The following is a 25,236-nucleotide window of genomic DNA, read 5'->3' as shown; positions in this document are numbered from 1 at the left end:
GTCTTCTTCGCGGCGCCGGTGGCCTTCTTCGCCGGGGTGGCCTTCTTCGCCGTCGCGGTGGTCTTCTTCGCGGCGCCGGTGGCCTTCTTCGCCGGGGTGGCCTTCTTCGCCGTCGCGGTGGTCTTCTTCGCGGCGCCGGTGGCCTTCTTCGCCGGGGTCGCCTTCTTCGCGGCGGCGGACGCCCTCTTGGTGGCGGCCTTCTTGGTCGCGGACTTGGCGATGGTGGGGGGAGGACCCGAGAGGCTGCCCTTGGGCGCCTTCTTGACGGCGACCTCGCCGCCCTTGGGGAGCTTCTTCGAACCGCTGACCAGGTCCTTGAAACCCTGACCTGCGCGGAAGCGCGGAACCGAGGTCTTCTTGACCCGCACCCGCTCACCCGTCTGCGGGTTGCGGGCGTAACGGGCCGGACGGTCGACCTTCTCGAACGATCCGAAGCCGGTGACCGAAACACGGTCGCCGGCGACCACTGCGCGGACGATCGCGTCGAGTACCGCGTCGACCGCGTCCGCGGCCTGCTGACGGCCGCCGACCTTGTCTGCAATCGCTTCTACGAGCTGCGCCTTGTTCACGTCTTCCCCTTCGGAGACATTGCCAGAACGAATGTGTTCAAGCTTTTTCGCACGTTAGGCAGATATATACCGCAAATCAAACACGAAACGGGCTAATCACCCTAGTGCCGCAACGAAGTAGACCTTGCGGAGTTCCGCAGGTCTCAGTCACCTTCAGGGAATCGACCCTCGTCGAGGTCCTTCATCAACCTGTCCAGGCGCCTTGCCGTACCGGCGAGATCGTGTTTCGCCGCGGCCGTTATGACCAGCAGCTTCCGGGTCAGCGCCATCCGTACGCCCTCCGGGACTTGCAGTGTGCGCACCGCTGTGTGTGCTTCTTTCAACCGGTCCGCGACCGCCTCGTAGAGCTCGAGTTGGCTGTCGCGTTCCATGCACCGATTGTGCCATCTGGGGCGAGTTGTCGCCTCCGGCGGGGGCAACTAGTGGAATCAGGGCCTCCAGAAGGCCCCGCAGCCGTGAGTCGAACCCATTCCATCTCCGGCGTCTACCACGGGAGTTGAGGCCGAAACATGCTGTTGCCCCCCGCCATGGACGGCGGGGGGCAACAGAGTGACGGGAAGGTGTCAGACCTGCACCGTGCTGGGCTTGAACGACGGCCTGCCTGCCTCGTAAGCCGCGATGTCGGGCTCGTTCTGGAGGGTGATGCTGATGTCGTCCAGACCGTTCAGCAACCTCCAGCGGGCGTTCTCGTCAAGCTCGAAATCAGCCGTAATGCCTTCGGCCCGCACCTGGCGGTCCTGAAGGTCCACGGTGATCTCGGCGGCGGGGTCCGCTTCGACGAGGTCCCAGAGCGCGTCGACGACCTTCTGGTCCAGTACGACGGTCAGCAGGCCGTTCTTGAGCGAGTTGCCGCGGAAGATGTCCGCGAACCGCGACGAGATCACGGTCTTGAAGCCGTAGTTCTGCAGGGCCCACACGGCGTGCTCGCGGGAGGAGCCGGTGCCGAAGTCGGGACCCGCCACCAGAACCGTGGCGCCTTCCCGCTCGGGGCGGTTGAGGACGAACTCCGGGTCCTTGCGCCAGGCCTCGAAGAGCCCGTCCTCGAAACCGTCGCGGGTCACCTTCTTCAGCCAGTGGGCCGGGATGATCTGGTCGGTGTCGACGTTGCTGCGGCGCAGCGGAACGGCCCGGCCGGTGTGTGCGGTGAAAGCTTCCATGGCCATGGTGATCAGGCCTCCACGAGCGTCGGAACGTCGGACAGGTCGACGGGTGCGGCCAGGTGGCCCAGCACGGCGGTGGCGGCGGCGACCTGCGGCGATACCAGGTGGGTGCGGCCGCCCTTGCCCTGCCTGCCCTCGAAGTTGCGGTTGGAGGTGGACGCGCAGCGCTCACCGGGGGCGAGCTGGTCGGGGTTCATGCCCAGGCACATGGAGCAGCCCGCGTGCCGCCATTCGGCGCCGGCGGCCGTGAACACCTTGTCCAGGCCCTCCTCGATCGCCTGGAGGGCGACCCGCACCGAGCCGGGGACGACCAGCATGCGCACGCCTTCCGCGACTTTGCGGCCGTCCATGAGCGCGGCCGCGGCCCGCAGGTCCTCGATGCGGCCGTTGGTGCACGAACCTACGAAGACGGTGTCGACCTTGATCTCGCGCAGCGGCTGCCCCGCGGTCAACCCCATGTACTCCAGGGCCTTTTCGGCGGCGAAGCGCTCCGAAGCGTCCTCGTACGAAGCAGGGTCGGGGACGCTGGCCGACAGCGGCGCGCCCTGGCCCGGGTTGGTGCCCCAGGTGACGAACGGCGCCAGTGCGGCGGCGTCGATGAAGACCTCCGCGTCGAAGACGGCGTCGTCGTCGGTGCGCAGCGTCCGCCAGTAGGCGAGGGCGGCGTCCCAGTCCTCGCCCTGCGGGGCGTGCACGCGGCCCTGCAGGTAGTCGAAGGTGGTCTGGTCGGGGGCGATCATGCCCGCCCGCGCGCCGGCCTCGATCGACATGTTGCAGATGGTCATCCGGGCTTCCATCGAGAGCTTCTCGATGGCGGAGCCGCGGTATTCGAGGACGTAGCCCTGGCCGCCACCGGTGCCGATCTTCGCGATGACGGCGAGGATCAGGTCCTTGGCGGTCACGTCGGCGGGCAGTTCGCCCTCGACCGTGATGGCCATGGTCTTCGGCGGGGCCATCGGCAGCGTCTGGGTGGCCAGCACGTGCTCGACCTGCGACGTACCGATGCCGAACGCCAGCGCGCCGAACGCGCCGTGCGTGGAGGTGTGGCTGTCGCCGCAGACCACGGTGGTGCCGGGCTGGGTCAGGCCCAGCTGCGGTCCCACCACGTGGACGACGCCCTGCTCGACGTCGCCGAGCGGGTGCAGTCGTACGCCGAACTCCGCGCAGTTCTTGCGCAGCGTCTCCAGCTGGACCCGGGAGACCGGGTCCGCGATCGGCTTGTCGATGTCGAGGGTCGGGGTGTTGTGATCCTCGGTGGCGATGGTGAGGTCGAGCCGCCGCACCCGGCGGCCGCTCTTGCGGAGGCCGTCGAAGGCCTGCGGGCTGGTCACCTCGTGCAGCAGGTGCAGATCGATGAAGAGGAGGTCCGGCTCGCCCTCGGCGTGCCTGACGACATGGTCGTCCCAGACCTTCTCCGCAAGTGTCCTACCCATCGCTTTCCCTTCGGCCGGCGTCTTCGCCGGCCCATCTAGAGATCGGATCGCCCTCGCCTCGACCCCCGTACGGGGCGGTGACTGCGGGCCGTTGTGCGGCCTCCCCCACAGATTCGCAAGTTCCCGGGAAAATTGAACTTGCGTTTCACAGAGTGAGACGCGAGTATCGACGCATGGACAACTCTAGCGGCGTCGGCGTTCTCGACAAGGCAGCTCTGGTACTGAGCGCTCTGGAGTCCGGTCCGGCCACCCTCGCCGGGCTGGTCGCGGCGACCGGGCTCGCACGACCCACGGCACACCGCCTTGCCGTGGCACTGGAACACCACCGGATGGTGGCGAGGGACATGCAGGGCCGGTTCATCCTGGGCCCGCGGCTGTCGGAACTGTCCGCCGCGGCGGGCGAGGACCGGCTGCTGGCCACGGCGGGACCCGTCCTCACGCACCTGCGCGACGTGACCGGCGAGAGCGCGCAGCTCTACCGCCGCCAGGGCGACATGCGCATCTGCGTCGCGGCGGCCGAGCGGCTGTCCGGACTGCGGGACACCGTCCCGGTGGGCTCCACACTCACCATGAAGGCGGGCTCGTCCGCCCAGATCCTGATGGCCTGGGAGGAGCCGGAGCGCCTGCACCGCGGCCTCCAGGGCGCCCGCTTCACGGCGACCGCCCTGTCCGGTGTACGCCGCCGGGGCTGGGCCCAGTCGATCGGCGAGCGCGAGCCGGGCGTGGCGTCGGTGTCGGCGCCGGTGCGCGGCCCGTCCAACCGCGTGGTCGCGGCCGTCTCGGTCTCCGGACCGATCGAGCGGCTGACCCGCCACCCGGGGCGGATGCACGCCCAGGCGGTCATCGACTCGGCGGCCCGCCTCTCGGAGGCGCTGCGCCGCTCGGGCGGCTGAGGGCGGAGAGCGGCCGGGGGCGGCCGGCGGAGACCGAGGGCGGTTCCGGCCTGTGAGCGGACCGGAGCGCCGCCCCGCTCAGATGCGCTCGGCGTTGTTCTTTCCGGAGTACCTGAGCCGCAGCCGCAGCCTGGCGTCCACCCTGCGGATCTCCACCGACTCGCAGAGGCTGCGCATCAGCCACAGCCCGTCGAACGGCCCGGCCCGCACACCGGGGGGCGCGAACCCCGCCCAGGCCGCCGGAACCGAGGTCGCCGGTCCGGTGGCGGACAGATCCCAGGCGACGATGCCGGGCTCCTCCCAGGCGCACACCTGCGCACCTGTCGCCCCGTGGTCGAACAGGCAGGCCAGCGCCTCGTTGGCGACGATCTCGGCCATCGCCAGACGCGCCCCCGCGAGGCCGGCCGCCGCGGCGCTGCCGCGCACGAAGGCGCGTACGGCGGCAGGTGTGGCCGGTCCGTCCAGCCGGTCCGCGCCCGGGGGCGGCGGGGGCAGCGGGGCGTCCGCCGCCGCCGCGTACGCGTCCGGATCGACGTACGCCGCACAGGGCAGGATCTCCGCCCCGGTCACGTGTCCCGGGTGGGTGGCGCGGGCGGCCGCCGCGACGTCCTCGGGGACCGTCCGGGTGTCGTACGGACAGATCATCCAGAGGTCGGCGTCCGCGAGCAGCACATTCAGTCCGGACTCCATGTGCTTCCACTCCGCGATCTGACGGGCGGACCTGCCCGCCCAGAGGGGCTCGGCGATGATCCGCGTCCGCCGGCCCGGCACCCCGCGTCGGTTGACGTAGCGCAGGAACGAGGAGACGCGCTCCACGAGTCTGCGGCCGAAGTAGGCCGTCTCCGCCGTGTCGAGGCCGTGGGCCCGCGCGCCGAGGGCGTCGCGGAGCAGTTCTATGTTGGCGGGCGTGGTCGCGGCGAGCACCGGCTCGCCCGCCTCCAGCCCCTCCTCGGCGAAGGGGAGGGCCGTCGCGAGGAACGCCTCGTCGCTGTCGTACAGGGAGGCGTGGTGGACGAAGCCCGCGCCGCTCGCACCACTGTCAGTTGCCATGGTCGCCTCCCAGGCGCAGGCCGGGGGTCTCGTCCCAGCCCACCAGCGAGATCACTTCACGCAGATGCGGAGCGAGACCCACCAGCTCCACCTGGCTTCCCGCAGCACGTGACCGGGCGAACGCCACCAGCAGCCGCAGCCCGCCGAGATCGAGGAACTCCAGCCGGGACAGGTCGAGTTGGATGTCTCCGTCGACCTGCTCGACCACCTCCAGGGCGGCACGGAGGTGCTGGTGGCCCTGTGCGTCCACGACACCTTCGACGCGGAGTCCGTCGGGCCGACGGGTCCGGACGACGCATAACTCCGCGGTGCGTACGAGGGGTTCCAACGCCGGCGCTCCTCGGGGGGGCGGGTGCGGAGACTGCGGTGCGCGGCACAGCGTAGTGCTGGGCACGGGCCCGGTCCGCCCGTGCGGGCAGCCGATATGCGAGAAGGCCCCCCGCGCAGTGCGGGAGGCCTTCTTCGTACGTACCCCCGACCGGATTCGAACCGGCGCTACCGCCTTGAGAGGGCGGCGTGCTAGGCCGCTACACAACGGGGGCCTTGCAGAAACGAGCTCTGCGAGCTGGGCTACCAGGACTCGAACCTAGACTAAGGGAACCAGAAACCCTCGTGCTGCCAATTACACCATAGCCCATGGTGGTTTAGACCAATGTGGTTTAAACAGTACCCCCGACCGGATTCGAACCGGCGCTACCGCCTTGAGAGGGCGGCGTGCTAGGCCGCTACACAACGGGGGCCCTAGCGATCCTTGCGTCATCGCATCCGGGAGCGACCCGAAGGCGATGGAAAGAAAGGATCTGTACCCCCGACCGGATTCGAACCGGCGCTACCGCCTTGAGAGGGCGGCGTGCTAGGCCGCTACACAACGGGGGCCTTGCAGAAACGAGCTCTGCGAGCTGGGCTACCAGGACTCGAACCTAGACTAAGGGAACCAGAAACCCTCGTGCTGCCAATTACACCATAGCCCACCAAAACTCAACCCCCTGGTGGGGGGTTTGTTTGGTCTGCGCTTCCCGTGCCGGACCTTTCGGCCCTCTCGGGCGGCGCAGAAAGAACATTACCCGAAGGTGGACGGCGCTCCAAAACGGGTATCGCCCCGCAACAGGCCAGGTAGCTGCTCAAGGCCGGTGATCCGGACGAGCTCCGGCCGGCCGCCGACTCCGCCGCGGTCGAGCCAGATGCCCGCCAGGCCGGCGGCGTCGGCGCCCCGGGCGTCGATGTCGGGCTGGTCGCCGACGTACGCCACCTCGTGCGGGGGCAGGCCGAGCGCGTCGCAGGCCGCGTGGAACGCCTCGGCCGCGGGCTTGGAAAAGCCCAGCTCCGCGGCGCACAGCAGCGCCTCGAAGCGGTCGCGCACACCGAGGATCCGCAGCTTGCGGTCCTGGTTGTGGACGCTGGAATTGGACAACACGGCGTGGCGGTAGTCCTCCGCCAGGACGTCCAGCGCCGGGACGGTGTCGGGGAACAGCTTCCAGGCGGCCTCGTAGTGGGCGACGTACCGCAGGAACCACTCGTCCGCCGCGTCGTCGCTCAGCGGCGTGCCGAGGAAGGACCGGACGCGGTCGCGCCGCTGCTCCTCGAAGCCGGCCTCGCCGGCGGCGAACCGCGCCCAGTGCACCTCGGTGAGCTCGCGCCAGCGGTCGAGGGCCTGGTCGACGGAGTCGTACCCGTTCAGCAGGCCCTCGGCCGCGAGGTGATCGCGCATGCCCGTGGTGTCGGCGCTCGCGTAGTCGAAGATCGTGTCGTCGATGTCCCAGACGACGGCGCGGATCGGCATGCTCCGACGGTACCCGCACCGCCCGCTCCCGGCTGGGGGCTCGGGGGTCACTCCCGAAGAACACCGTCTCGATGCCCCGGACCACGGCGCGGATCGGCACGCTCCGACGGTACGGGAAGGGCCCGGAAGCCGGTGCGGCTTCCGGGCCCTTCGTACGTACGGGCGTGACTAGGCGGTGAGCTTGGCCAGGGCCGCGTCGACACGGGCGAGCGTCTTCTCCTTGCCCAGGATCTCCAGGGACTCGAAGAGCGGCAGGCCCACCGTGCGGCCGGTGACCGCGACGCGGACCGGGGCCTGGGCCTTGCCGAGCTTCAGGCCGTGGGCCTCGCCGGCGGCCAGGACGGCCTCCTTGAGGGACTCGGGGCTGGTCCAGTCGGCCGCTTCGAGGTTGGCGCGGGCGGTGGTGAGGAGCGGGACCGGCTCGCCCTTCATCGCCTTCGCCCAGGACGCCTCGTCCTCGACCGGCTCGTCGAGGAAGAGGAAGTCGACGTTGGCCGTGATGTCGGACAGGACCGTCACGCGGGTCTGGGCGTGCGGGGCGATCCGCTCGAAGGCCGCGCGGTCGAAGGACTCGGGCTTCCAGTTGGCGTACGGCGCCTTCAGCCACGGCTCGCAGGCCGCGGTGAACTCCTCCACCGGGAGCTTGCGCAGGTGCTCGGCGTTGATGTGCTCGCACTTCTTCAGGTCGAAGCGCGCCGGGTTGGCGTTGACGTCCGCGATGTCGAAGGCGGCGACCATCTCCTCGATCGTGAAGATGTCGCGGTCCTCGGCGATGGACCAGCCGAGGAGGGAGAGGTAGTTCAGCAGGCCCGCGGGGAGGAAGCCGCGCTCGCGGTAGAGGTTGAGGGATGCCTCGGGGTCGCGCTTGGAGAGCTTCTTGTTGCCCTCGCCCATGACGTACGGGAGGTGCCCGAACCGCGGGATCTCCTTGGCGATGCCCAGCTCGATCAGCGCCTTGTACAGCGCGATCTGGCGCGGGGTGGAGGACAGCAGGTCCTCGCCGCGCAGGACGTGGGTGATCTCCATCAGCGCGTCGTCGACGGGGTTGACGAGCGTGTAGAGGGGGGCGCCGTTGGCGCGGACGATGCCGTAGTCCGGGACGTTGTCCGGGTTGAAGGTCAGCTCGCCGCGGACCAGGTCCGTGAAGGTGATCGGCTCGTCGGGCATGCGGAAGCGCACGATGGCCTCGCGGCCCTCGGCCTTGTAGCGGGCGATGCGGTCGGCGCTCAGGTTGCGGCAGGTGCCGTCGTAACCCGAGGGCTTGCCGGCGGCGCGGGCCGCGTCGCGGCGTACCTCCAGCTCCAGGGCGGTGCAGAAGCACTCGTACGCGTAACCGCCCGCCATCAGCTTCTGGGCGACGTCCTTGTAGAGGTCCATCCGCTGCGACTGGCGGTACGGGGCGTGCGGGCCGCCCACCTCGGGACCCTCGTCCCAGTCGAGGCCCAGCCAGCGCAGCGAGTCGAGCAGCTGGTGGTACGACTCCTCGGAGTCGCGGGCGGCGTCGGTGTCCTCGATGCGGAAGACCATCGTGCCGCCGTTGTGCCGGGCGAACGCCCAGTTGAACAGGGCGGTGCGGACCAGGCCCACGTGGGGGTTGCCGGTCGGCGAGGGACAGAAACGTACACGTACGGGTGCGCTAGCCACGCTTGATCACCTTGTTGGTGAGAGTGCCGATGCCTTCGATGGTGACGGCGACTTCGTCGCCGACGTTCAGGGGCCCGACTCCGGCCGGGGTCCCTGTGAGGATGACGTCGCCCGGGAGCAGCGTCATGGCCTCGGAGATGTGCACGATCAGGTCCTCGACGGAGCGGATCATGTCGCTCGTGCGCCCCAGCTGGCGCTGCTGCCCGTTGACCGTGCACTGGATGGCGAGGTCGGCGGGGTCGAGGTCGGTCTCCACCCAGGGGCCGAGCGGGCACGAGGTGTCGAAGCCCTTGGCCCTGGCCCACTGCTTCTCGCGCTGCTGGACGTCGCGTGCGGTGACGTCGTTGGCGCAGGTGTAGCCGAGGACGACGTCCTTGACGCGCTCGCGCGGGACCTCACGGCACATGCGGCCGATGACCACGGCCAGTTCGGCCTCGTGGTGCAGCTCGCTGGAGAAGGAGGGGTACGCGATGTCGTCACCCGGGCCGGTCACCGACGTGGACGGCTTGAAGAAGGTGAGGGGCGCGTCCGGACGGCCTTGATCGTCGAAGACGGTGTTGCCCAGCTCCGCCGCGTGCTCCGCGTAGTTGCGGCCGACGGCCACGACCTTGCTGGGGAGCACGGGCGGCAGGAGCCGGACCTTGCTCAGCGGGACCTTGACGCCGGAGAGCTCGAAGTCGGCGTACGGGATGCCCTTGATGATGTCGAGGACGAGGTCTGCCTCTGCGCCGGGGGCGCTGGGACCCTCAACCGCGCCGAAGGCGACATTGCCGTCGATGGAGAACCTGGCGATGCGCACGGGATGCTGCCGCCCCTTACTTGCTGGCTGGCCGGAGACTGACGCTCCAGGCTAACGCGGCCGAGGGGTCCCACCTCCCGTAACGCCGCCGCGTCCGCCTAGGCGGCGGGGGCTTCCATGAGGACGGTCCGGCGCGGGTTGGCGGTCTCGGCGGGGAGCTCGACGGGGTGTTCCGGCCGCTCGGCCGTCTGCAGGTCCGTGGCGTCCTCGAGGTGCGCCAGCGTGGTGCGGCGCGGGTTGGCGGTGCTGCGGAACATCGTCGTGGCGTTCATCTGTTGTTCAAGCCTTGTCGGTAGGGGCGCCCGTCGGCCGGGCGCGGTGATTGCCGGATTCGCCATCCCTGTAAAGCGTCAGGCTAAACACCCGTTTCCCCGTCAAAGATGTGAAGCAGACGGGAACAGTGTGTGAGTTTCCTCACGAGATGGCAGGCATATCGATCATTTCGGGCGGAGTTTGGTGGCCGGAGAAACGGACATTGCCCCACTGAAGCCATCATTCCGCTCCTGATCATCAGGACTGGGACACCCCCCACCCCTAAGCGACTCATTCGCTTTTGCCCCTTTTGCCCCTGAACTGTTTCTACAACTTGTCACACGCCCCTCACGCCGTGTCACGCCGGTCACGGCCCGACACGCGGGCCTTGTTGGAGATCCGGCACTGTGCTGGAATTCCCCGGACCGCCGCGAGATTCCAGCCGGCGCGCAGGGCGCAACGCAGCAACGCAGCGCCGAGTGGCGGCGGGAAGGGGAGAAGCGCCGGTCACTCACGACCACCCATGGGGCCGCTCGGTGCCCCACGACTCGACACCGTTCCGCCGTTCGCGCGGAGGAACGCCTGGTCCAGAGGTTGCGACGCTAGTGCAGGGACGTTTCAAGAGGGATGGCAGCGCTGCGGCGGAGCAGGAGCCGCGCGGGACCGACCGCGGATCCTCGCCCCAGCACGCCCAGAAGCACGCTCGGGCCGCGGTCGGCGACGGTGGCGGCGATCGTGCCGTGCGCACCGGGCCCAAGGGCGGCGGCGAGCAGGCGGCTCCCGTGAGAGCCGGCGAGCCCATTTCCACGGGCTCGCGAATAGCCCTGCGCAACTGGCGCATCAGCACCCGTCTGGTCTCCCTGCTGGCCCTGCCGGTGGTCGCGGCGACCACGCTCGGCGGTCTGCGTATCAACGAGTCCATGAACGACATGGAGCAGCTGGAGCACATGCAGCTGCTGACCGAGATGACCAAGCAGGCGACCGAGCTCGCCACCGCGCTCCAGGAGGAGCGCGACAAGTCGGCCGGTCCGCTCGCCAACGGCACCAGCCCCGCCGACTTCAAGGTGAAGGGCCCCCGGGACAGGACCGACCGGGCCAGGGACGCGTTCATCGCCGGTACGAACAGCGTCGAGACGGAAGGCGACGAGAGCCTCCGGAGCATCCGCGTCAGCCTCCGGGACATCGCCGGCCGGCTGAACTCCATCCGCCAGATCCGCGAGGACGCGTACCAGGAGACGTCCAACTCGCAGACGGTCAACAACTACAGCCAGCTGATCACCTCGCTGCTGAGCCTCTCCCAGGACATGGCGCAGGCCACCTCCAACCCGGAGATGATCAAGCGGACGCGCGCCCTGGCGGCCTTCTCCTCCGCCAAGGAGTACGCCTCCATCCAGCGCGCGATCATCGCCGCGGCGCTGCCGGCCAACAACCGGGAGACGGGCAAGCTCAACGAGAGCGACCGGCTCTTCGCCAAGTCCGCGATGGAGAACGAGGACGCGGCGCGCAATTCGTTCGCCTCCGTCTACGTGGGCGACGCCGAGAAGCTGACCGAGTCGCTGGACACCGGCAAGCCCGAGATCGAGGCCGCCGACAAGTACGCGCACCGGATTCTGCAGACGTCGGGCGGGCTCAGGCGTGAGCTCCCGCGTTCGTACATGGACTGGACGGACGCGGACTCCAACAAGATCCTGGCCATGAAGCGGATCGAGGCCACGCTCCTCAACGAGATGGAGCAGAAGGCTCGTGAGCTGCGCGAGGAGTCGCAGCAGGACGCCATCCTCAACGGTGCGCTGATCCTGCTCGTCCTCGGTGTCTCGCTCGTCGGCGCGTTCGTCGTGGCCCGCTCCATGATCCGCTCGCTGCGCCGGCTCCAGGACACCGCCACCCGGGTCGCCCAGGACCGTCTCCCCGAGCTCGTCAAGCAGCTCTCCGAGGCCGACCCGCAGGACGTCGACACGTCCGTGGAGTCCGTCGGTGTGCACTCGCGCGACGAGATCGGCAAGGTGGCCGCGGCCTTCGACGACGTGCACCGCGAGGCGGTCCGCCTCGCCGCCGAGCAGGCGCTGCTGCGAGGCAACGTCAACGCGATGTTCACCAACCTGTCGAGGCGTTCGCAGGGTCTCATCCAGCGTCAGCTCTCGCTCATCTCCGAGCTGGAGTCGCGCGAGGCCGACCCCGACCAGCTGTCCTCGCTCTTCAAGCTCGACCACCTCGCGACCCGCATGCGCCGCAACGGCGAGAACCTGCTCGTTCTCGCCGGTGAAGAGCCCGGCCGCCGCTGGACCCGGCCCGTGCCGCTCGTCGACGTCCTGCGTGCCGCCGCCTCCGAGGTGGAGCAGTACGAGCGCATCGAGCTGTCCTCGGTGCCGGGCACCGAGGTCGCGGGACGCGTCGTCAACGACCTCGTGCACCTCCTCGCCGAGCTGCTGGAGAACGCCACGTCGTTCTCCTCTCCGCAGACCAAGGTCCGCGTCACCGGTCACGCGCTGCCCGACGGGCGGGTGCTCGTCGAGATCCACGACACGGGTATCGGCCTGTCGCCGGAGGACCTCGCGGCGATCAACGAGCGGCTCGCCTCGCCGCCCACCGTGGACGTCTCGGTCTCGCGCCGCATGGGCCTGTTCGTGGTCGGCCGCCTGTCCCTGCGACACGGCATCCGCATCCAGCTGCGCCCCTCCGACTCCGGCGGCACGACCGCGCTGGTCATGCTGCCCGTCGATGTCGCCCAGGGCGGCAAGCAGGCTCCGGCCAAGACCGGCGCGGCGGCCCAGCCGCAGGTGCCCTCCGGCCCCGGCGGCCGCGGGCCGGCCGGCGGCGCCCCGGCGGGACGGCTGCCCGCCGGTTCCGGCGGCGCGCGCGGCCAGGTCGCGGGCTCCGGTCCGCGTGCGGCGCTGCCCGGGCGCGACGGGGGCCAGGGTCCCGGCCAGGGCCAGCAGCCCGGTTCCGCTCCGGGCCGGCCCGGCCAGGGCGGCCAGGCCGGCGGTCTTTCCGGTGCCTTCGGCGGCAGCCGGCAGGCCGGCAACCGTGAGCAGCGTCCCGGCGTACGCCAGAACGCCTTCCAGAAGAGCGACCCCGCCCAGGGCACCCAGGCCGGCCAGGGCGGCGGTGCGCAGCAGCAGCCCCGTGGCGGCCGGCGTGCCGAACTGCCCGGCTCCGCCGCCCCGCAGCGTCCGGCGCGTCCGCAGGCCACCAGCTGGGGCGCCGACCAGCCGCGCGGTCACGAAGAGGCCGCGGACCGGCAGGGCCCCGGCTCGACCGCCGAGTTCCAGCGGCCGGACTTCGACGGGCCGCCGCCCGCGTCCGCGGGCCTGTTCGAGCGTTCCGACGTGCGCGGTCCCGTGGACCAGCAGACGACCGGACCGTACGAGCGTCCCGGCGCCCGCGGTGCGCAGGACCCCGCGTCCACGGGCCAGTTCGCCGGGCCCGAGGCGCACGCCCCGCAGGGCAGCGGCTCGGCCGGCCCGTACCAGCGGCCCGAGCTCCAGGCTCCGCAGGATGCCGCGTCCACCGCGCAGTTCGCCGGGCCGGACTTCGGCGCCCCGCAGCAGGCCGGCCCGGTGGGCGCCTACGGCGGCCAGGCCCAGCCGCACGGGCAGGGGCAGCGCCCGGACCAGGGCCGTCCCCAGGGCGGGCCCCAGGACCTCGGTCCCGTGGCACCGCGCCGGCACGGCCGCGAGAACGCGGGGAACGCCGCGAACCCCGGCGCCGCGCCGCGTCCGCCCGTCGCGAGCCTGCCTCCGCAGCAGCCGCAGCACGAGCTGCCGCCCGCCCCCGGTCCCGGTGACGGGCGTACGCCGCTCTTCGACACGCTCGAGTCGAACTGGTTCCAGCAGGGCGAGCATCAGGTCCCCGGCGTACCCCAGCAGCCCCAGCAGCAGTCCGGGCGGCCGGTGCAGCAGTCCTCTGCCGCGCACGCCGCCACCCCTCCGATGCCGCAGCGCGCCCAGGCGCGCGACACGGGTGCCGCGAGCAGCACCACCCACGGTACGAACGCCACCAACGGCGCCGCCTGGCGCACCTCGCCGAACGACGAACTCGTAAAGCAGGCCGAGCGGGTCAAGAAGCCCGCAGCCGGCGGTGTCACGACCTCGGGTCTGCCGCGACGCGTCCCGCGCGCCAATCTGGTGCCGGGTACCGCGCAGCAGCAGAACCACCAGACCGGTCCGCAGGTCTCGCGTGCGCCTGACGACGTACGCGGCCGGCTGACCAATCTTCGTCGGGGTATCCAGCAGGGTCGCCAGGCCGGCAGCAACGGCTCGACGACCGGCAGCTTCACCATTGACCCCACTCACCAGCAGGAGCGTTAGTTGAGTCCGATGAGCCAGGCGGCCCAGAACCTGAACTGGTTGATCACCAACTTCGTGGACAACACCCCAGGGGTGTCCCACACCGTGGTGGTCTCCGCCGACGGACTCCTTCTGGCGATGTCCGAAGGCTTCCCTCGCGACCGTGCCGACCAGCTGGCGGCCGTGGCCTCCGGCCTGACCTCGCTGACCGCGGGGGCGTCCCGGATCTTCGAGGGCGGGGCTGTGACCCAGACCGTCGTCGAGATGGAGCGCGGCTTCCTCTTCCTCATGTCCGTGTCCGACGGCTCCTCGCTGGCCGTGCTCGCCCACCCCGACTGCGACATCGGCCTGGTCGGCTACGAGATGGCGCTGCTGGTCGACCGGGCCGGCAGCGTTCTCACCCCGGACCTCCGTGCGGAGCTTCAGGGCAGTCTTCTCCACTAGGCCGCGCACCGCACCGCAGGTATTGCCGAGAACAAACCGTAAAGGCCGCGCACAGCCCCCCACCCCGGCCCCGTCAGACGGCAGGCCCATCCCCTGTTGTCATGCCCGGAGGATCGATCCATGACCCCGCCCCCCGCTTCTCGTGATCCGTACGGGACGCGTTACGACGCGTCGTACGACCACGAGGGCGACCAGCCGCTGGTACGTCCGTACGCGATGACCGGCGGCCGGACCCGGCCGCGCTACCAACTCGCCATCGAGGCGCTGGTCAGCACCACCGCCGATCCCGCACACCTGTCCACGCTGCTCCCCGAGCACCAGCGGATCTGCCACCTGTGCCGCGAGGTCAAGTCGGTGGCGGAGGTGTCGGCGCTGCTGTCGATGCCGCTCGGTGTCGCACGGATCCTCGTCGCCGACCTGGCGGAGGCCGGCATGGTGGCCATCCACCAGCCGGGCAATGGAGAGGCCGGCGGCACGCCGGACGTCACGCTGCTGGAAAGGGTGCTCAGTGGACTTCGCCAGCTCTAGCGGCGGGACGGCCCGCTCCACGACCTCCGCGAAGATCGTGGTGGCGGGCGGCTTCGGCGTGGGCAAGACCACGTTCGTCGGAGCCGTCTCGGAGATCGACCCGCTGCGCACCGAGGCCGTGATGACCAGCGCGAGCGCCGGCATCGACGACCTCACGCACACCGGTGGCAAGACCACCACCACGGTGGCCATGGACTTCGGCCGCATCACCCTGGACCAGGACCTGATCCTGTACCTCTTCGGTACGCCCGGTCAGGACCGCTTCTGGTTCATGTGGGACGACCTGGTGCGCGGTGCGATCGGCGCCGTCGTCCTGGTCGACACCCGCCGTCTCGCCGACTGCTTCCCCGCGGTCGACTACTTCGAGAACAGCGGGCTGCCGTTCGTCATCGCCCTCAACGGCTTCGAGGGGCACCAGCCGTACACGCCCGACGAGGTGCGCGAGGCGCTCCAGATCGGTCCGGGCACCCCGATCCTCACCACCGACGCCCGTCACCGCGCGGACGCCAAGAGCGCGCTGATCACCCTCGTGGAGCACGCCCTGATGGCACGACTCAAGTAGTCCGTGCCACACGGCAGTTGTCATAACGGCGCCAGGGGCGGACTGTGTCCTTCGACACTCTCCGCCCCGGTGTTCATAACGTTTCGAAAGAGAATTGCTCCGCCACGGCCACCCCGCGCGTTCGTGCGGTGCCGCTGCGCTCACATTGCCCCCGCCATTTGACGCCGCTCGCTCTTTTTGACCGTTTTATCTGAGGCTTACACCACTCGGAATGGCCGGTTCCTGCTGTTTGGAAGGCAGCCGCTTGCCGTGCTGGAATTCGTCGAACTCCCGAGTAGTACGGCCCTGAACGAGAAAAACGGCACAGCGTAGGTGTCGGCGCCGAGAGGTTGTTGGTCGAGTGAGGCGTAGCAAGACGAGCTCCGCACAGCAGCAGGCGCGGGGCAACTTCACCCCGCCGCCGCGAACAGCGACGTCGCCCGCGACCTCGCCCACTGTCCCTGGCGCCCCCGCGAGCAGTGACAGCAGCGGCCGGTTTTCGCCGCGCAACTGGCGCGTGCCCACCAAGCTGAACGCGATCCTGCTCATACCCGTGCTGGTCGGTCTCGTCATGGGCGGTTTCCAGGTCAAGGGGTCGATCGACACCTGGCAGGAAGCCCAGGACGCCGAGAAGACCGCGCTCCTGGTACGCGCCGCCTCCGAGTACGGCCAGGCACTGCTCAACGAGCGCGACCTGACCGCGGCCCCGCTCCTCCAGGGCAAGCGCACCAGCTCCGAGGTCACCGAGATCCGCGCCGAGACCGACGCGGCCGCGAAGAAGTTCCACGCGGCCACCAAGGACCTTCCCGACGGGCAGGGCCTCGAACGCCGTCTCGACCTCTTCGCGAAGGAGGAGCCCAAGCTCCCCGCGCTGCGCAAGGCCGCGTACACCCAGGCCTTCGACCCGGTGAAGACCGAAGAGGGCTACACCGCCGTCCAGCACTCCCTGATGGAGCTGTCGAACGAGCTCGGCCTGGGCACCGGCAACATCACCGCCTACGGCCGTACGGTCTACGCCATCCAGCTCGCCAAGGCCGCCGAGTCGCTCCAGCGCTCCATCGGCATGCACCTCCTGGTCCGCCCGAGCGGCGACCCGGAGAAGTTCGCGCAGCAGACGGTCGCCTTCAACTCGTACAGCTACCTGGAGCAGATCGCCCTCGGCGAGTACGTCTCCGGCGGTACGCAGGAGGACACCGACAAGCTCAAGCAGGTCATGAAGGAGAAGGCGGAGGACGGCGCCAAGAAGCTCGCCGACGCCAAGCACCAGGCCGACCAGGCCGGTGTCCCCTTCAAGGCCCCGCCGAGCAAGGACGGTTCCGTCTTCGACGGCATGGTCGAGCAGATCGGCAAGGGCAAGCCGGCCGGTCTGCAGCAGAAGGGCGTCACGCCCGAGTTCTGGATGGCCGCCGCCACCGCCAAGTTCGAGGGCTACAGGGAGATCGAGACCGACCTCGTCGACAAGGCCGTGAACGAGGCCGCCACGATCTCGTCCGACGCCAGGACCGACGCCATCGTCAACGGTCTCGTCGTGATCATCGCGCTGCTCGCCTCGGTCCTCCTGGCCGGCATGATGGCCCGTCAGATGAGCAGTGCGATGAGCCGGCTGCGGACCGCCGCCTTCGGCATCGCCGAGCAGCGCCTGCCGTCGCTGGTCGACCAGCTCTCCCGTACGGAGCCCGGCCGCGTCGACACCCGCGTGGAGCCGATCCCGATCACCACGCGCGACGAGATCGGCGAGGTCGCCCGCGCCTTCGACCAGGTGCACCGCGAGGCCGTCCGGCTCGCCGCCGAGCAGGCCATGCTGCGGGGCAACGTCAACGCGATCTTCACCAACCTCTCGCAGCGCAACCAGTCCCTGATCGAGGGCCAGCTGACCCTGATCACGCACCTGGAGAACAACGAGGCCGACCCGGACCAGCTGGAGAACCTCTTCAAGCTGGACCACCTCGCGACCCGTATGCGCCGCAACGGCGAGAACCTCCTCATCCTCGCGGGCGAGGAGCCCGGCCGCCGCTGGAACCAGCCGGTCCCGCTGGTCGACGTGCTCCGCGCCGCCTCCTCCGAGGTGGAGATGTACGAGCGCATCGAGCTCAGCGGCGTACCGGACTCGGAGATCCACGGCCAGGCCGTGACCGACCTCGTGCACCTGCTCGCGGAGCTGCTGGAGAACGCCACCACCTTCTCGTCGCCGCAGACGAAGGTGCGCGTCACCGCGACCCGGCTGCCCGACGGCCGCGTCATGATCGAGATCCACGACAAGGGCATCGGCCTCACCGCCGAGGACTTCGCGGACATCAACCACAAGCTGGCGAACCCGCCGACCGTGGACGCCACCGTCTCGCAGCGCATGGGTCTGTTCGTGGTCGGCCGCCTCGCGGACCGGCACAGCATCCGCGTCCAGCTGCGCCCCTCGGGAGAGCAGGCCGGCACCACGTCGCTGGTCATGCTGCCGGACGCCATCACCCACGGTGGCGGTGGCGACGCGCTGCCGCAGGACGACTTCACGGTCTCCTCGATCATTCCCGAGCAGCAGCAGCCCGCTTTCGAGAGCGCCCCGCTGCGCACCGCGGCCGAACTCGGCTTCGACGACTCGCGCTACGGCTCCGAGGAGCCCGACGAGGCACAGCTGGACCCGGTGGGCCGCTCGCTGATCCGCGAGGAGCGGCGTGCCCAGCTGGGGGCGCAGGTCACCGGCGACCGTCCGCTCTTCCGTGACGAGGTACCGCAGCAGGCGTCGTACGAGGACCCGCAGCAGTACGAGCAGCAGCCCCAGCAGTCGGCGTACGACCAGCGGGGGTATGACGACTATCCGGCCTACCCGGCGTATCCGGAGGCCGGGCACCAGGAGCCCGCAGCACCGCAGGCAACGTACGAAAGTACATACGATTCTGCCCCCCACCAGGGGAACTGGCCGAATCAGGACTCCTACAACGGTACGTACGAGCAGGGGTTCGGGACGGAACCGGAATCTGCGCAGGACGTTCCCGCGAACGGCCCGGAACGCGTAGGCTTCGACCGTCCGGGTACCGCCCCGGTCCCCTCCCACGAGTTGACCGACGCGGGCCTTCCGCGGCGCGGCGGCCAGCAGCACTGGCAGCCCTCCGGGGAGCCGGTCGGGCAGCCCACCGGACAGGAAGCCGCCCAGCAGCAGGCCGTCGCCCGGCAGCCGCAGCAGAACGCGCGGCAGCAGGGTGAGGACGGGAAGGGCGGCACCGACGACTGGCGTTCGTCGAACGACGAGCGCTGGCAGCGGGCGGAGAAGCTCCGTGAGCCCAAGGCGGGCGGAGTCACCTCCTCCGGTCTCCCCCGGCGGGTGCCCAAGGCCAATCTGGTCGAGGGAACCGCGGAGCAGAGCCCGCAGGGCGGCCCCCAGGTCTCCCGCGCTCCCGAGGACGTACGGGGCAGGTTGAGCAACCTGCGCCGCGGCGTCCAGCAGGGACGCAACGCGGGGACGGACACGAACACAGCGGCCACTTACGATCAGCACGGTGGCCATGGCAACACCTACAACCAGGAGCGTTAGTGTGAGCCCGATGAGCCAGGCGGCGCAGAATCTGAACTGGTTGATCACCAACTTCGTGGACAACACCCCCGGGGTGTCGCACACGGTGGTGGTCTCCGCCGACGGACTCCTGCTGGCAATGTCCGAGGGCTTCCCCCGGGACCGCGCCGACCAGCTGGCGGCCGTGGCCTCCGGCCTGACGTCGCTGACGGCGGGTGCCTCCCGGATCTTCGAGGGCGGCGCGGTCAACCAGACCGTGGTGGAGATGGAGCGCGGCTTCCTCTTCCTGATGTCGATCTCGGACGGTTCCTCGCTGGCCGTACTGGCCCACCCGGAGGCCGACATCGGCCTCGTGGGCTACGAGATGGCTCTCCTGGTGGACCGGGCCGGCAGCGTCCTCACCCCGGACCTCCGTGCCGAGCTGCAAGGAAGTCTTCTCAACTAACAGACAGACAGTGCGCTGTGGCGGCCCCGGGCTTTAGGGTGCGGGGATGTGGCTCCACAGCAACGGATGCCCGGCAGTCGGAGGAGGAAACGTGGCAACACCCCCAGACGGCTCTTCGGCCAACTGGCCTTACGGCCAGGGCCAGGGCCAGAATCAGGGTGACACCTCGCAGAACAGGTTCAACTTCCCCTCCGCGCCGAGCCGGGCCCAGCCGTACGAGCCGCCGCAGGCGCCGCAGCCTCCGCAGCAGCGACAGCCTCGCACCCAGCCGGCGCAGTCGCGGCGGGCCCCCGCGCCCGCCGTCACCCAGGCGAACCACAATCCACTGGTTCGCCCGTACGCCATGACCGGCGGCCGCACCAGGCCGCGCTACCAGCTCGCCATCGAGGCACTGGTCAGCACCACGGCGGACCCGTCACGTCTGCAAGGGCAGTTGCCCGAGCACCAGCGGATCTGCCATCTGTGCCGGGAGATCAAGTCGGTTGCCGAGATCTCGGCGCTTCTCACCATCCCCCTCGGGGTTGCCCGGATCCTCGTCGCCGACCTGGCAGAGGCCGGACTTGTAGCCATTCACCAGCCCGGCGGCGACGAGTCCGCCGGCGGTCAGCCAGACGTGACACTGCTCGAAAGGGTGCTCAGTGGACTTCGCAAGCTCTAGCAGCGGAGCAGCCCGCTCCACAACCTCCGCGAAGATCGTGGTGGCGGGCGGTTTCGGCGTGGGCAAGACCACGTTCGTCGGAGCCGTCTCGGAGATCAACCCGCTGCGCACCGAGGCCGTCATGACGTCCGCATCGGCGGGCATCGACGACCTCACGCACACCGGAGACAAGACCACCACCACGGTGGCCATGGACTTCGGCCGCATCACCCTGGACCAGGACCTGATCCTGTACCTCTTCGGTACGCCCGGTCAGGACCGCTTCTGGTTCATGTGGGACGACCTGGTGCGCGGTGCGATCGGCGCCGTCGTCCTGGTCGACACCCGCCGTCTCGCCGACTGCTTCCCCGCCGTCGACTACTTCGAGAACAGCGGGCTGCCGTTCGTCATCGCCCTCAACGGCTTCGACGGTCACCAGCCGTACAACCCCGACGAGGTGCGCGAGGCGCTCCAGATCGGCCCCGACACCCCGATCCTCACCACCGACGCCCGCCACCGCGCGGACGCCAAGAGCGCGCTGATCACCCTCGTCGAGCACGCCCTGATGGCGCGGCTCCGGTAGGAGGCCGGACACGGCGTACGCGTCGTGTGCGGCGTACCGGCGCGCGTACGGGAAAGGCCCCCGCCACTCCGAGGAGTGGACGGGGGCCTTCGTCGTACGCGCCGGGAACAGCGGGGCTGCTCAGCCCTGCCAGCTGTGCGGGGCGCGGAAGCCCGGGGTGCGCTCCAGGCGCCGCCAGCCGGCCGTGGAGCGGCCGTGGTGGACCGGGGCCGCTTCGGAGCGGCCCGCGGCGCGGGCCATCAGGATCGCGGTGATCGCGGCCAGCTCCTCGGGCTCGGCGTGGCCCTTCTCGACGCGCAGCAGGGATTCGTTCATGGAGGCGCTCCGTCTTCTTCGGGTTCTTCGCAGGGTCACTGCGGGGGGTTGCCGTGCTTGCGCGACGGCAGGTCGGCGTGCTTGTTGCGGAGCATCGCGAGGGAGGCGATCAGCACCTCGCGGGTCTCGGCCGGGTCGATCACGTCGTCGACCAGGCCGCGCTCGGCGGCGTAGTACGGGTGCATCAGCTCCGCCTTGTACTCCTTGACCATGCGGGCGCGCATGGCCTCGGGGTCCTCGGCCTCGGCGATCTGCTTGCGGAAGATGACGTTGGCGGCGCCCTCCGCGCCCATCACCGCGATCTCGTTGGTGGGCCAGGCGTAGGTGAGGTCGGCACCGATGGACTGGGAATCCATGACGATGTACGCACCTCCGTAGGCCTTGCGCAGGATCAGCGAGATCCTCGGCACCGTGGCGTTGCAGTACGCGTAGAGCAGCTTCGCGCCGTGGCGGATGATCCCACCGTGCTCCTGGTCGACGCCCGGCAGGAAGCCGGGTACGTCCAACAGGGTGACGATCGGGATGTTGAAGGCGTCGCACATCTGCACGAAGCGCGCGGCCTTCTCGCTGGCCTCGATGTCCAGGACACCGGCCAGGGACTGCGGCTGGTTGGCGACGATGCCGACGACCTGGCCGTCCAGGCGGGCCAGCGCGCAGAGGATGTTGGTGGCCCAGCGCTCGTGGATCTCCAGGAAGTCGCCGTCGTCGACGAGCTCCTCGATGACCTTGCGCATGTCGTACGGGCGGTTGCCGTCGGCCGGGACCAGGTCCAGGAGCACGTCGGAGCGGCGGTCCGCCGGGTCCTGGGACTCGACGGTGGGCGGGTTCTCGCGGTTGTTGGAGGGCAGCATCGAGATCAGGTAGCGGACCTCGGCGATGCAGGTCTCCTCGTCGTCGTACGCGAAGTGCGCGACGCCCGAGGTCTCGGCGTGCACGTCGGCGCCGCCGAGGCCGTTCTGGGTGATCTCCTCGCCGGTCACCGCGCGGACCACGTCCGGGCCGGTGATGAACATCTGCGAGGTCTCGCGGACCATGAAGACGAAGTCGGTCAGGGCCGGGCTGTAGGCCGCGCCGCCCGCGCACGGGCCGAGCATCACCGAGATCTGCGGGATGACACCGGAGGCGCGGGTGTTGCGCTGGAAGATGCCGCCGTAGCCGGCGAGCGCCGAGACACCCTCCTGGATACGGGCGCCGGCGCCGTCGTTGAGGGAGACCAGGGGGGCGCCGGCCGAGATGGCCATGTCCATGATCTTGTGGATCTTGGTGGCGTGGGCCTCGCCCAGCGCGCCGCCGAAGATGCGGAAGTCGTGGGCGTAGACGAAGACCGTGCGGCCCTCGACCGTGCCCCAGCCGGTGATGACACCGTCGGTGTACGGCTTCTTGGCCTCCAGGCCGAACCCGGTCGCCCGGTGCCGGCGCAACTGCTCGACCTCCTTGAACGTGCCGGGGTCGAGCAGCAGCTCGATGCGCTCACGGGCGGTCAGCTTGCCCTTGGCGTGCTGGGCTTCGGTCGCCCGTTCACTGGGCCCGCGGCGGGCCTGCTCGCGCAGCGCGAGCAGCTCGGCCACCCGGCCACGGGCGTCGGTGGGCTCGCGCGGCGTCTCGTCCAAAACGGTCATGTACTGACCCTACGAAGGCGCACAAGGAAAACAGGCCGTCGACTCTTCACAGTCTCCGGCCCGTTCTCCTGTCACCACTGGACAGAACCATCCACCCATGCAGCCTAAGTACCAGCCCAGAGCCGTCGCGGATTGTGGAGGTCCGACAAGGGCCTCCCCCGCCGTCAGCTGAGAGACACCTCACAGCGGTGGGTCGCTCCGGCCGTGCCGGGCGTGATGCGGAGCTTCAGCGTACGGCCGGTGGACAGCACTTCGACGCCGGGGTCCTTCGTGACGACACGGACACCGCGGACGCCGGGGTGCTCCCAGGCGATCTCCAGCGGCCGTCCGGTGCGCGTCGGTTCGCTGACCGCGAGCGTGGCGGTGCGCCGCTCGCGCCGCACGAGCACGCTCGCCGGGGCCGTCGCCGTCAGCCGTTCCACCGTCCCCGGCTGCCAGAAGTTGGCGGCCGTGACGGCCAGGGAGCGGACGGCCACCGCCTGGACGGCGCGGGTGTTGGCGAGCACCTTCAGCCAGTCGCGGTCGGCCGAGCGGGCGGCGACGGTGCGGCGGGAGGCTCCCGGCATCAGGAGGTAGGCGTACGACGCGTCCACCGGGTCGGTGCCGTGGTCGAGCCAGAGGGTCTGGTAGCGGCGGGTCCGGCGCTCGGTGGTGCTGGTGGTGTTGATGTCGCTCCAGGAGCCGGTGCGGTCCTCGCGCAGGGTCTTCAGGTCCGCGCCGCCGGGGAAGACCCAGCCGCCGTGTCCTTCGAGGTGGGCCCAGCGAGGAGTGGCGTGGCCGGTGTCGACCGTGAGCGGGTGCGTACCGCCTTCGCCGAGCATGCGGTTGTCGACGATCGTCTCGGCGGGTATGCCGTCGGTGGAGGTGATGCCGGCGCCGAGGCACACGACCGTGTCGGCCAGGCAGAACCACGACTTGCGGGCTTCGAGGGTGGAGCCGAGGCCCTTGAGGTGCTGGCCGACGGCGGCGAACTCGCCGTCGGTGGTACCGCCGACCCATGAGACGGCGGGCCTCGGGGCGCCCCATTCGCCGCCCGCCCGGTCGGCGAGCCGCTTGGTGGACACGGTGGTTCCGGGGAGGCGGTAGAAGTCGACGGTGGGCCAGAACCAGTCGGTGTACTGGTCGTTGGCCCTCTCCCCCGGCCACCAGTAGAGCATTCCGGCACCGGTGTGCCAGCCACGCGGGTTCTCGCCGTTGCCGCACTCGTAGTACGAGATCCGCTCCGAGGCCATCGTGATGCCGGCCGCCCAGCCGGGGCGCCGGTGCACGGCCCGGTCCATGGAGGCGAAGAGCTTGTGCGCGACGGGCTCGGGCGCGGCGGCCACGGGAGAGGCGGCGACGGCGTGCAGCCGGGAGAGGTCGGCGACGTCGAACTGCGGTGCGGTGAGGAGCGGCGTCGTACGGTCGCGCTCGATCCAGCCCTTGACCATCGCGGTCCAGCGCTCGCGCTCGGCGGGGGAGGCGCCGCCCGCGAGGAGCGGGATGGCCGCGATCAGGCCCTGGCCGTGGAAGTGGTCGCTGCGCATGACCTTGCGGTCGTCGCTCTTGAGGTAACCCCGGCTTGTCGCGCGGCCGTTGACGCTGTCCATCATCAGGCCGTTGTAGATGAGCGGCGCGTAGGCGTTCTCGACGGAGTCGAGGATGATCTGGCGGTTCGGGTCGGTGACGGCCCAGGTGGAGCCGGCGAGGAGGGTGAAGAGGCGGCCGAGACCGTCGAGCATGACCTGGCCGTACGTTCCGGAGTAGGCGACCCAGGTGTGCTGGACGAAGGAGCCGTCGGCGTACAGGCCGTCGCCCTTGGTCACGTACGGGAAGACGGGCGAGAGGGCGTCGCGGGCGAGGGCGATCTTCGCCGGGCTGCGGCCGATGACGCCGCGCAGGGCGACGGAGCGGCAGAGGTCGACGCGGTTGGCGCCGGTGCTCGTGCCGGAGTAGTTCTTCAGCATCGCCTCGGGGACGAAGTGGTCGACGGCGGCGCAGGCGGCCTGGCGCCGGTCGTCGCCGAGCTCGTCGTGGAGGGCGGCGACGATGTCCATGAGGAGGCGGGGGCTGCCGATCTGCCACTCCCACCAGTTGCCGTAACGGGTGGTGGAGGGGTTGTAGATGGTGGTGGAGAGGTGGTCGAGACCCTTGATGACGTCGGCGAGGAGGGCGGCGTCGGCGGTGAGGCCGGTGCCGGGCTGGAGGTATGCCTGGGTCATGGTCCACAGACGGCTGTAGCTCTGGGTGATGCCGGCCGGCGGGTCGAAGGTGTGGCCGGGCCACAGGGAGTCGCCGGCCGGAGCCATGGCGGCGCGGAAACCGGCGGCGAGACGGCCGGTCTCCTTCAGGCGCGAGGCGTACGGCTCGGTGGCCGGGTCGAATCCGGTGCCGAGCGAGAGTTCGGCCCAGCGCAGGCGGAGCGTCTCGTACTCGTCGGCGCTGCCCGCCGCTCGCGCGGGGGCGTGGCCGGCGAGGGCCAGGCCGAGTGCGGTGGCGGAGGTGGTGGCGAGGAAGACACGGCGGGACCAGGCGGGCGGGAGCGGCACGGGGGCCTCCGGAGCTGGAGTGGTGTAGACCTGTGCCCGCTGGTGTAGCACGGCGCTCCGGGAGCAATCAATGGTCGTGCGAGCATTGGGGGAAAGCGCTTGCCCCCGGGCGGGTGCGGAGCCGGAGCCGTGGGTGCGGTGCGGGTTTCCCGCGGCGTTTCCCGCCGCGCCGCGGTGCGGCTCCGCCCCGGGCCCCGCTCCTCGATCGCCGGAGGGGCTCCGTGCGGG

Annotated in this window: 22 protein-coding genes and 5 tRNA genes; 9 read left to right on the top strand and 18 right to left on the bottom strand. The window is 70.2% G+C overall.

Annotated elements, in window-relative coordinates:
• The 4 genes from ACWDZ4_RS09375 to leuC all read right to left on the bottom strand — a co-directional run.
• The coding region (locus tag ACWDZ4_RS09375) for an HU family DNA-binding protein (RefSeq protein ID WP_451507810.1) at positions 1-569 on the bottom strand (569 nt) is incomplete at its 3' end.
• 143 nt (positions 570-712) lie between these two features.
• Positions 713-940: an SCO5555 family protein gene (locus tag ACWDZ4_RS09370; RefSeq protein WP_451507809.1), complete on the bottom strand. Its 228-nt coding sequence runs from the start codon at positions 938-940 to the stop codon at positions 713-715.
• A 192-nt stretch (positions 941-1,132) separates the two neighbouring features.
• The gene (leuD, locus tag ACWDZ4_RS09365) at positions 1,133-1,726 is read right to left on the bottom strand and encodes a 3-isopropylmalate dehydratase small subunit (protein WP_451507863.1); all 594 of its coding nucleotides are present in this window, start codon (positions 1,724-1,726) and stop codon (positions 1,133-1,135) included.
• An 11-nt stretch (positions 1,727-1,737) separates the two neighbouring features.
• On the bottom strand, positions 1,738-3,162 hold the full coding sequence (leuC, locus tag ACWDZ4_RS09360) for a 3-isopropylmalate dehydratase large subunit (protein WP_451507808.1): 1,425 nt from the start codon (positions 3,160-3,162) through the stop codon (positions 1,738-1,740).
• A gap of 173 nt (positions 3,163-3,335) precedes the next feature.
• On the opposite strand from leuC, the gene ndgR reads away from it, so the two are divergent.
• Positions 3,336-4,055 carry an IclR family transcriptional regulator NdgR gene (gene ndgR / locus ACWDZ4_RS09355; RefSeq protein ID WP_028813744.1) on the top strand — a complete coding sequence of 240 codons (720 nt, stop codon included), beginning with the start codon at positions 3,336-3,338 and terminating at the stop codon, positions 4,053-4,055.
• Positions 4,056-4,133: 78 nt separating this feature from the next.
• On the opposite strand, the gene ACWDZ4_RS09350 is transcribed toward ndgR, so the two are convergent.
• From ACWDZ4_RS09350 to ACWDZ4_RS09300, 11 genes are all read right to left on the bottom strand, one after another.
• Positions 4,134-5,105, bottom strand: a complete 972-nt coding sequence (locus ACWDZ4_RS09350) for an anti-sigma factor RsbA family regulatory protein (RefSeq protein WP_451507807.1) — start codon at positions 5,103-5,105, stop codon at positions 4,134-4,136.
• Positions 5,095-5,433 (bottom strand): STAS domain-containing protein, encoded by a 339-nt coding sequence (locus ACWDZ4_RS09345; protein WP_451507806.1) that lies wholly within the window; start codon positions 5,431-5,433, stop codon positions 5,095-5,097. Before ACWDZ4_RS09345 ends, ACWDZ4_RS09350 begins: the two co-directional genes overlap by 11 nt.
• A gap of 141 nt (positions 5,434-5,574) precedes the next feature.
• Positions 5,575-5,647, bottom strand: a tRNA-Glu gene (locus ACWDZ4_RS09340).
• Positions 5,648-5,670: 23 nt separating this feature from the next.
• Positions 5,671-5,742: transfer RNA gene (locus ACWDZ4_RS09335), tRNA-Gln, on the bottom strand.
• A 30-nt stretch (positions 5,743-5,772) separates the two neighbouring features.
• Positions 5,773-5,845, bottom strand: a tRNA-Glu gene (locus tag ACWDZ4_RS09330).
• A 63-nt stretch (positions 5,846-5,908) separates the two neighbouring features.
• Positions 5,909-5,981 (bottom strand) — tRNA-Glu (locus ACWDZ4_RS09325).
• Positions 5,982-6,004: 23 nt separating this feature from the next.
• A tRNA-Gln gene (locus tag ACWDZ4_RS09320) sits at positions 6,005-6,076 on the bottom strand.
• Between the two features lie 89 nt (positions 6,077-6,165).
• Complete coding sequence (locus ACWDZ4_RS09315) at positions 6,166-6,885, bottom strand: HAD family hydrolase (protein WP_451507805.1); 720 nt, start codon at positions 6,883-6,885, stop codon at positions 6,166-6,168.
• Positions 6,886-7,053: 168 nt separating this feature from the next.
• Positions 7,054-8,529 carry a glutamate--tRNA ligase gene (gene gltX, locus ACWDZ4_RS09310; protein WP_451507804.1) on the bottom strand — a complete coding sequence of 492 codons (1,476 nt, stop codon included), beginning with the start codon at positions 8,527-8,529 and terminating at the stop codon, positions 7,054-7,056.
• A complete protein-coding gene (locus ACWDZ4_RS09305) occupies positions 8,522-9,328 on the bottom strand; it encodes a fumarylacetoacetate hydrolase family protein (RefSeq protein ID WP_451507803.1) in 807 nt (268 codons plus the stop codon). Before ACWDZ4_RS09305 ends, gltX begins: the two co-directional genes overlap by 8 nt.
• Before the next feature lie 98 nt (positions 9,329-9,426).
• Positions 9,427-9,600, bottom strand: coding sequence for a hypothetical protein (locus ACWDZ4_RS09300; RefSeq protein WP_451507802.1), 174 nt, complete (start codon positions 9,598-9,600; stop codon positions 9,427-9,429).
• Positions 9,601-10,185: 585 nt separating this feature from the next.
• On the opposite strand from ACWDZ4_RS09300, the gene ACWDZ4_RS09295 reads away from it, so the two are divergent.
• The 8 genes from ACWDZ4_RS09295 (at position 10,186) to ACWDZ4_RS09260 (ending at position 20,546) form a co-directional block, all read left to right on the top strand.
• Positions 10,186-13,887, top strand: coding sequence for a nitrate- and nitrite sensing domain-containing protein (locus ACWDZ4_RS09295; protein ID WP_451507801.1), 3,702 nt, complete (start codon positions 10,186-10,188; stop codon positions 13,885-13,887).
• 9 nt (positions 13,888-13,896) lie between these two features.
• Entirely contained in the window at positions 13,897-14,310 is a 414-nt protein-coding gene (locus ACWDZ4_RS09290) for a roadblock/LC7 domain-containing protein (protein WP_037649408.1), read from the top strand.
• Between the two features lie 120 nt (positions 14,311-14,430).
• Positions 14,431-14,838, top strand: coding sequence for a DUF742 domain-containing protein (locus ACWDZ4_RS09285; RefSeq protein ID WP_344497308.1), 408 nt, complete (start codon positions 14,431-14,433; stop codon positions 14,836-14,838).
• Positions 14,819-15,400, top strand: a complete 582-nt coding sequence (locus tag ACWDZ4_RS09280) for a GTP-binding protein (protein WP_451507800.1) — start codon at positions 14,819-14,821, stop codon at positions 15,398-15,400. The genes ACWDZ4_RS09285 and ACWDZ4_RS09280 overlap by 20 nt, the downstream gene beginning before the upstream one ends.
• A gap of 340 nt (positions 15,401-15,740) precedes the next feature.
• Positions 15,741-18,902 (top strand): nitrate- and nitrite sensing domain-containing protein, encoded by a 3,162-nt coding sequence (locus tag ACWDZ4_RS09275; protein ID WP_451507799.1) that lies wholly within the window; start codon positions 15,741-15,743, stop codon positions 18,900-18,902.
• 10 nt (positions 18,903-18,912) lie between these two features.
• Positions 18,913-19,326: a roadblock/LC7 domain-containing protein gene (locus tag ACWDZ4_RS09270; RefSeq protein ID WP_037649449.1), complete on the top strand. Its 414-nt coding sequence runs from the start codon at positions 18,913-18,915 to the stop codon at positions 19,324-19,326.
• Positions 19,327-19,417: 91 nt separating this feature from the next.
• Positions 19,418-19,984: a DUF742 domain-containing protein gene (locus ACWDZ4_RS09265; protein WP_451507798.1), complete on the top strand. Its 567-nt coding sequence runs from the start codon at positions 19,418-19,420 to the stop codon at positions 19,982-19,984.
• A complete protein-coding gene (locus tag ACWDZ4_RS09260; RefSeq protein ID WP_028813754.1) occupies positions 19,965-20,546 on the top strand; it encodes a GTP-binding protein in 582 nt (193 codons plus the stop codon). Before ACWDZ4_RS09265 ends, ACWDZ4_RS09260 begins: the two co-directional genes overlap by 20 nt.
• A gap of 120 nt (positions 20,547-20,666) precedes the next feature.
• Here ACWDZ4_RS09260 and ACWDZ4_RS09255 read toward each other — a convergent pair whose 3' ends face one another.
• The 3 genes from ACWDZ4_RS09255 to ACWDZ4_RS09245 all read right to left on the bottom strand — a co-directional run bounded on the left by ACWDZ4_RS09255 (position 20,667) and on the right by ACWDZ4_RS09245 (position 25,008).
• On the bottom strand, positions 20,667-20,861 hold the full coding sequence (locus ACWDZ4_RS09255; RefSeq protein WP_093798852.1) for an acyl-CoA carboxylase subunit epsilon: 195 nt from the start codon (positions 20,859-20,861) through the stop codon (positions 20,667-20,669).
• A 35-nt stretch (positions 20,862-20,896) separates the two neighbouring features.
• Entirely contained in the window at positions 20,897-22,480 is a 1,584-nt protein-coding gene (locus ACWDZ4_RS09250; protein WP_344497313.1) for an acyl-CoA carboxylase subunit beta, read from the bottom strand.
• Between the two features lie 164 nt (positions 22,481-22,644).
• On the bottom strand, positions 22,645-25,008 hold the full coding sequence (locus ACWDZ4_RS09245; RefSeq protein WP_451507797.1) for a polysaccharide lyase 8 family protein: 2,364 nt from the start codon (positions 25,006-25,008) through the stop codon (positions 22,645-22,647).
• Positions 25,009-25,236: the final 228 nt, after the last annotated feature.

The organism is Streptomyces sp. NPDC003016, from assembly GCF_053591455.1.
This window is presented reverse-complemented; position numbering and strand designations above follow the sequence as displayed.

Bases quoted from the DNA above. Each gene is read 5' to 3' on its own strand.
- ACWDZ4_RS09315 (WP_451507805.1), bottom strand. From the start codon at position 6,885: ATGCCGATCCGCGCCGTCGTCTGGGACATCGACGACACGATCTTCGAC.
- leuC (WP_451507808.1), bottom strand. From the start codon at position 3,162: ATGGGTAGGACACTTGCGGAGAAGGTCTGGGACGACCATGTCGTCAGG.
- ACWDZ4_RS09290 (WP_037649408.1), top strand. From the start codon at position 13,897: ATGAGCCAGGCGGCCCAGAACCTGAACTGGTTGATCACCAACTTCGTG.
- ACWDZ4_RS09350 (WP_451507807.1), bottom strand. From the start codon at position 5,105: ATGGCAACTGACAGTGGTGCGAGCGGCGCGGGCTTCGTCCACCACGCC.
- ACWDZ4_RS09285 (WP_344497308.1), top strand. From the start codon at position 14,431: ATGACCCCGCCCCCCGCTTCTCGTGATCCGTACGGGACGCGTTACGAC.
- leuD (WP_451507863.1), bottom strand. From the start codon at position 1,726: ATGGAAGCTTTCACCGCACACACCGGCCGGGCCGTTCCGCTGCGCCGC.
- ACWDZ4_RS09370 (WP_451507809.1), bottom strand. From the start codon at position 940: ATGGAACGCGACAGCCAACTCGAGCTCTACGAGGCGGTCGCGGACCGG.
- ndgR (WP_028813744.1), top strand. From the start codon at position 3,336: ATGGACAACTCTAGCGGCGTCGGCGTTCTCGACAAGGCAGCTCTGGTA.
- ACWDZ4_RS09300 (WP_451507802.1), bottom strand. From the start codon at position 9,600: ATGAACGCCACGACGATGTTCCGCAGCACCGCCAACCCGCGCCGCACC.
- ACWDZ4_RS09250 (WP_344497313.1), bottom strand. From the start codon at position 22,480: ATGACCGTTTTGGACGAGACGCCGCGCGAGCCCACCGACGCCCGTGGC.
- ACWDZ4_RS09270 (WP_037649449.1), top strand. From the start codon at position 18,913: ATGAGCCAGGCGGCGCAGAATCTGAACTGGTTGATCACCAACTTCGTG.
- ACWDZ4_RS09255 (WP_093798852.1), bottom strand. From the start codon at position 20,861: ATGAACGAATCCCTGCTGCGCGTCGAGAAGGGCCACGCCGAGCCCGAG.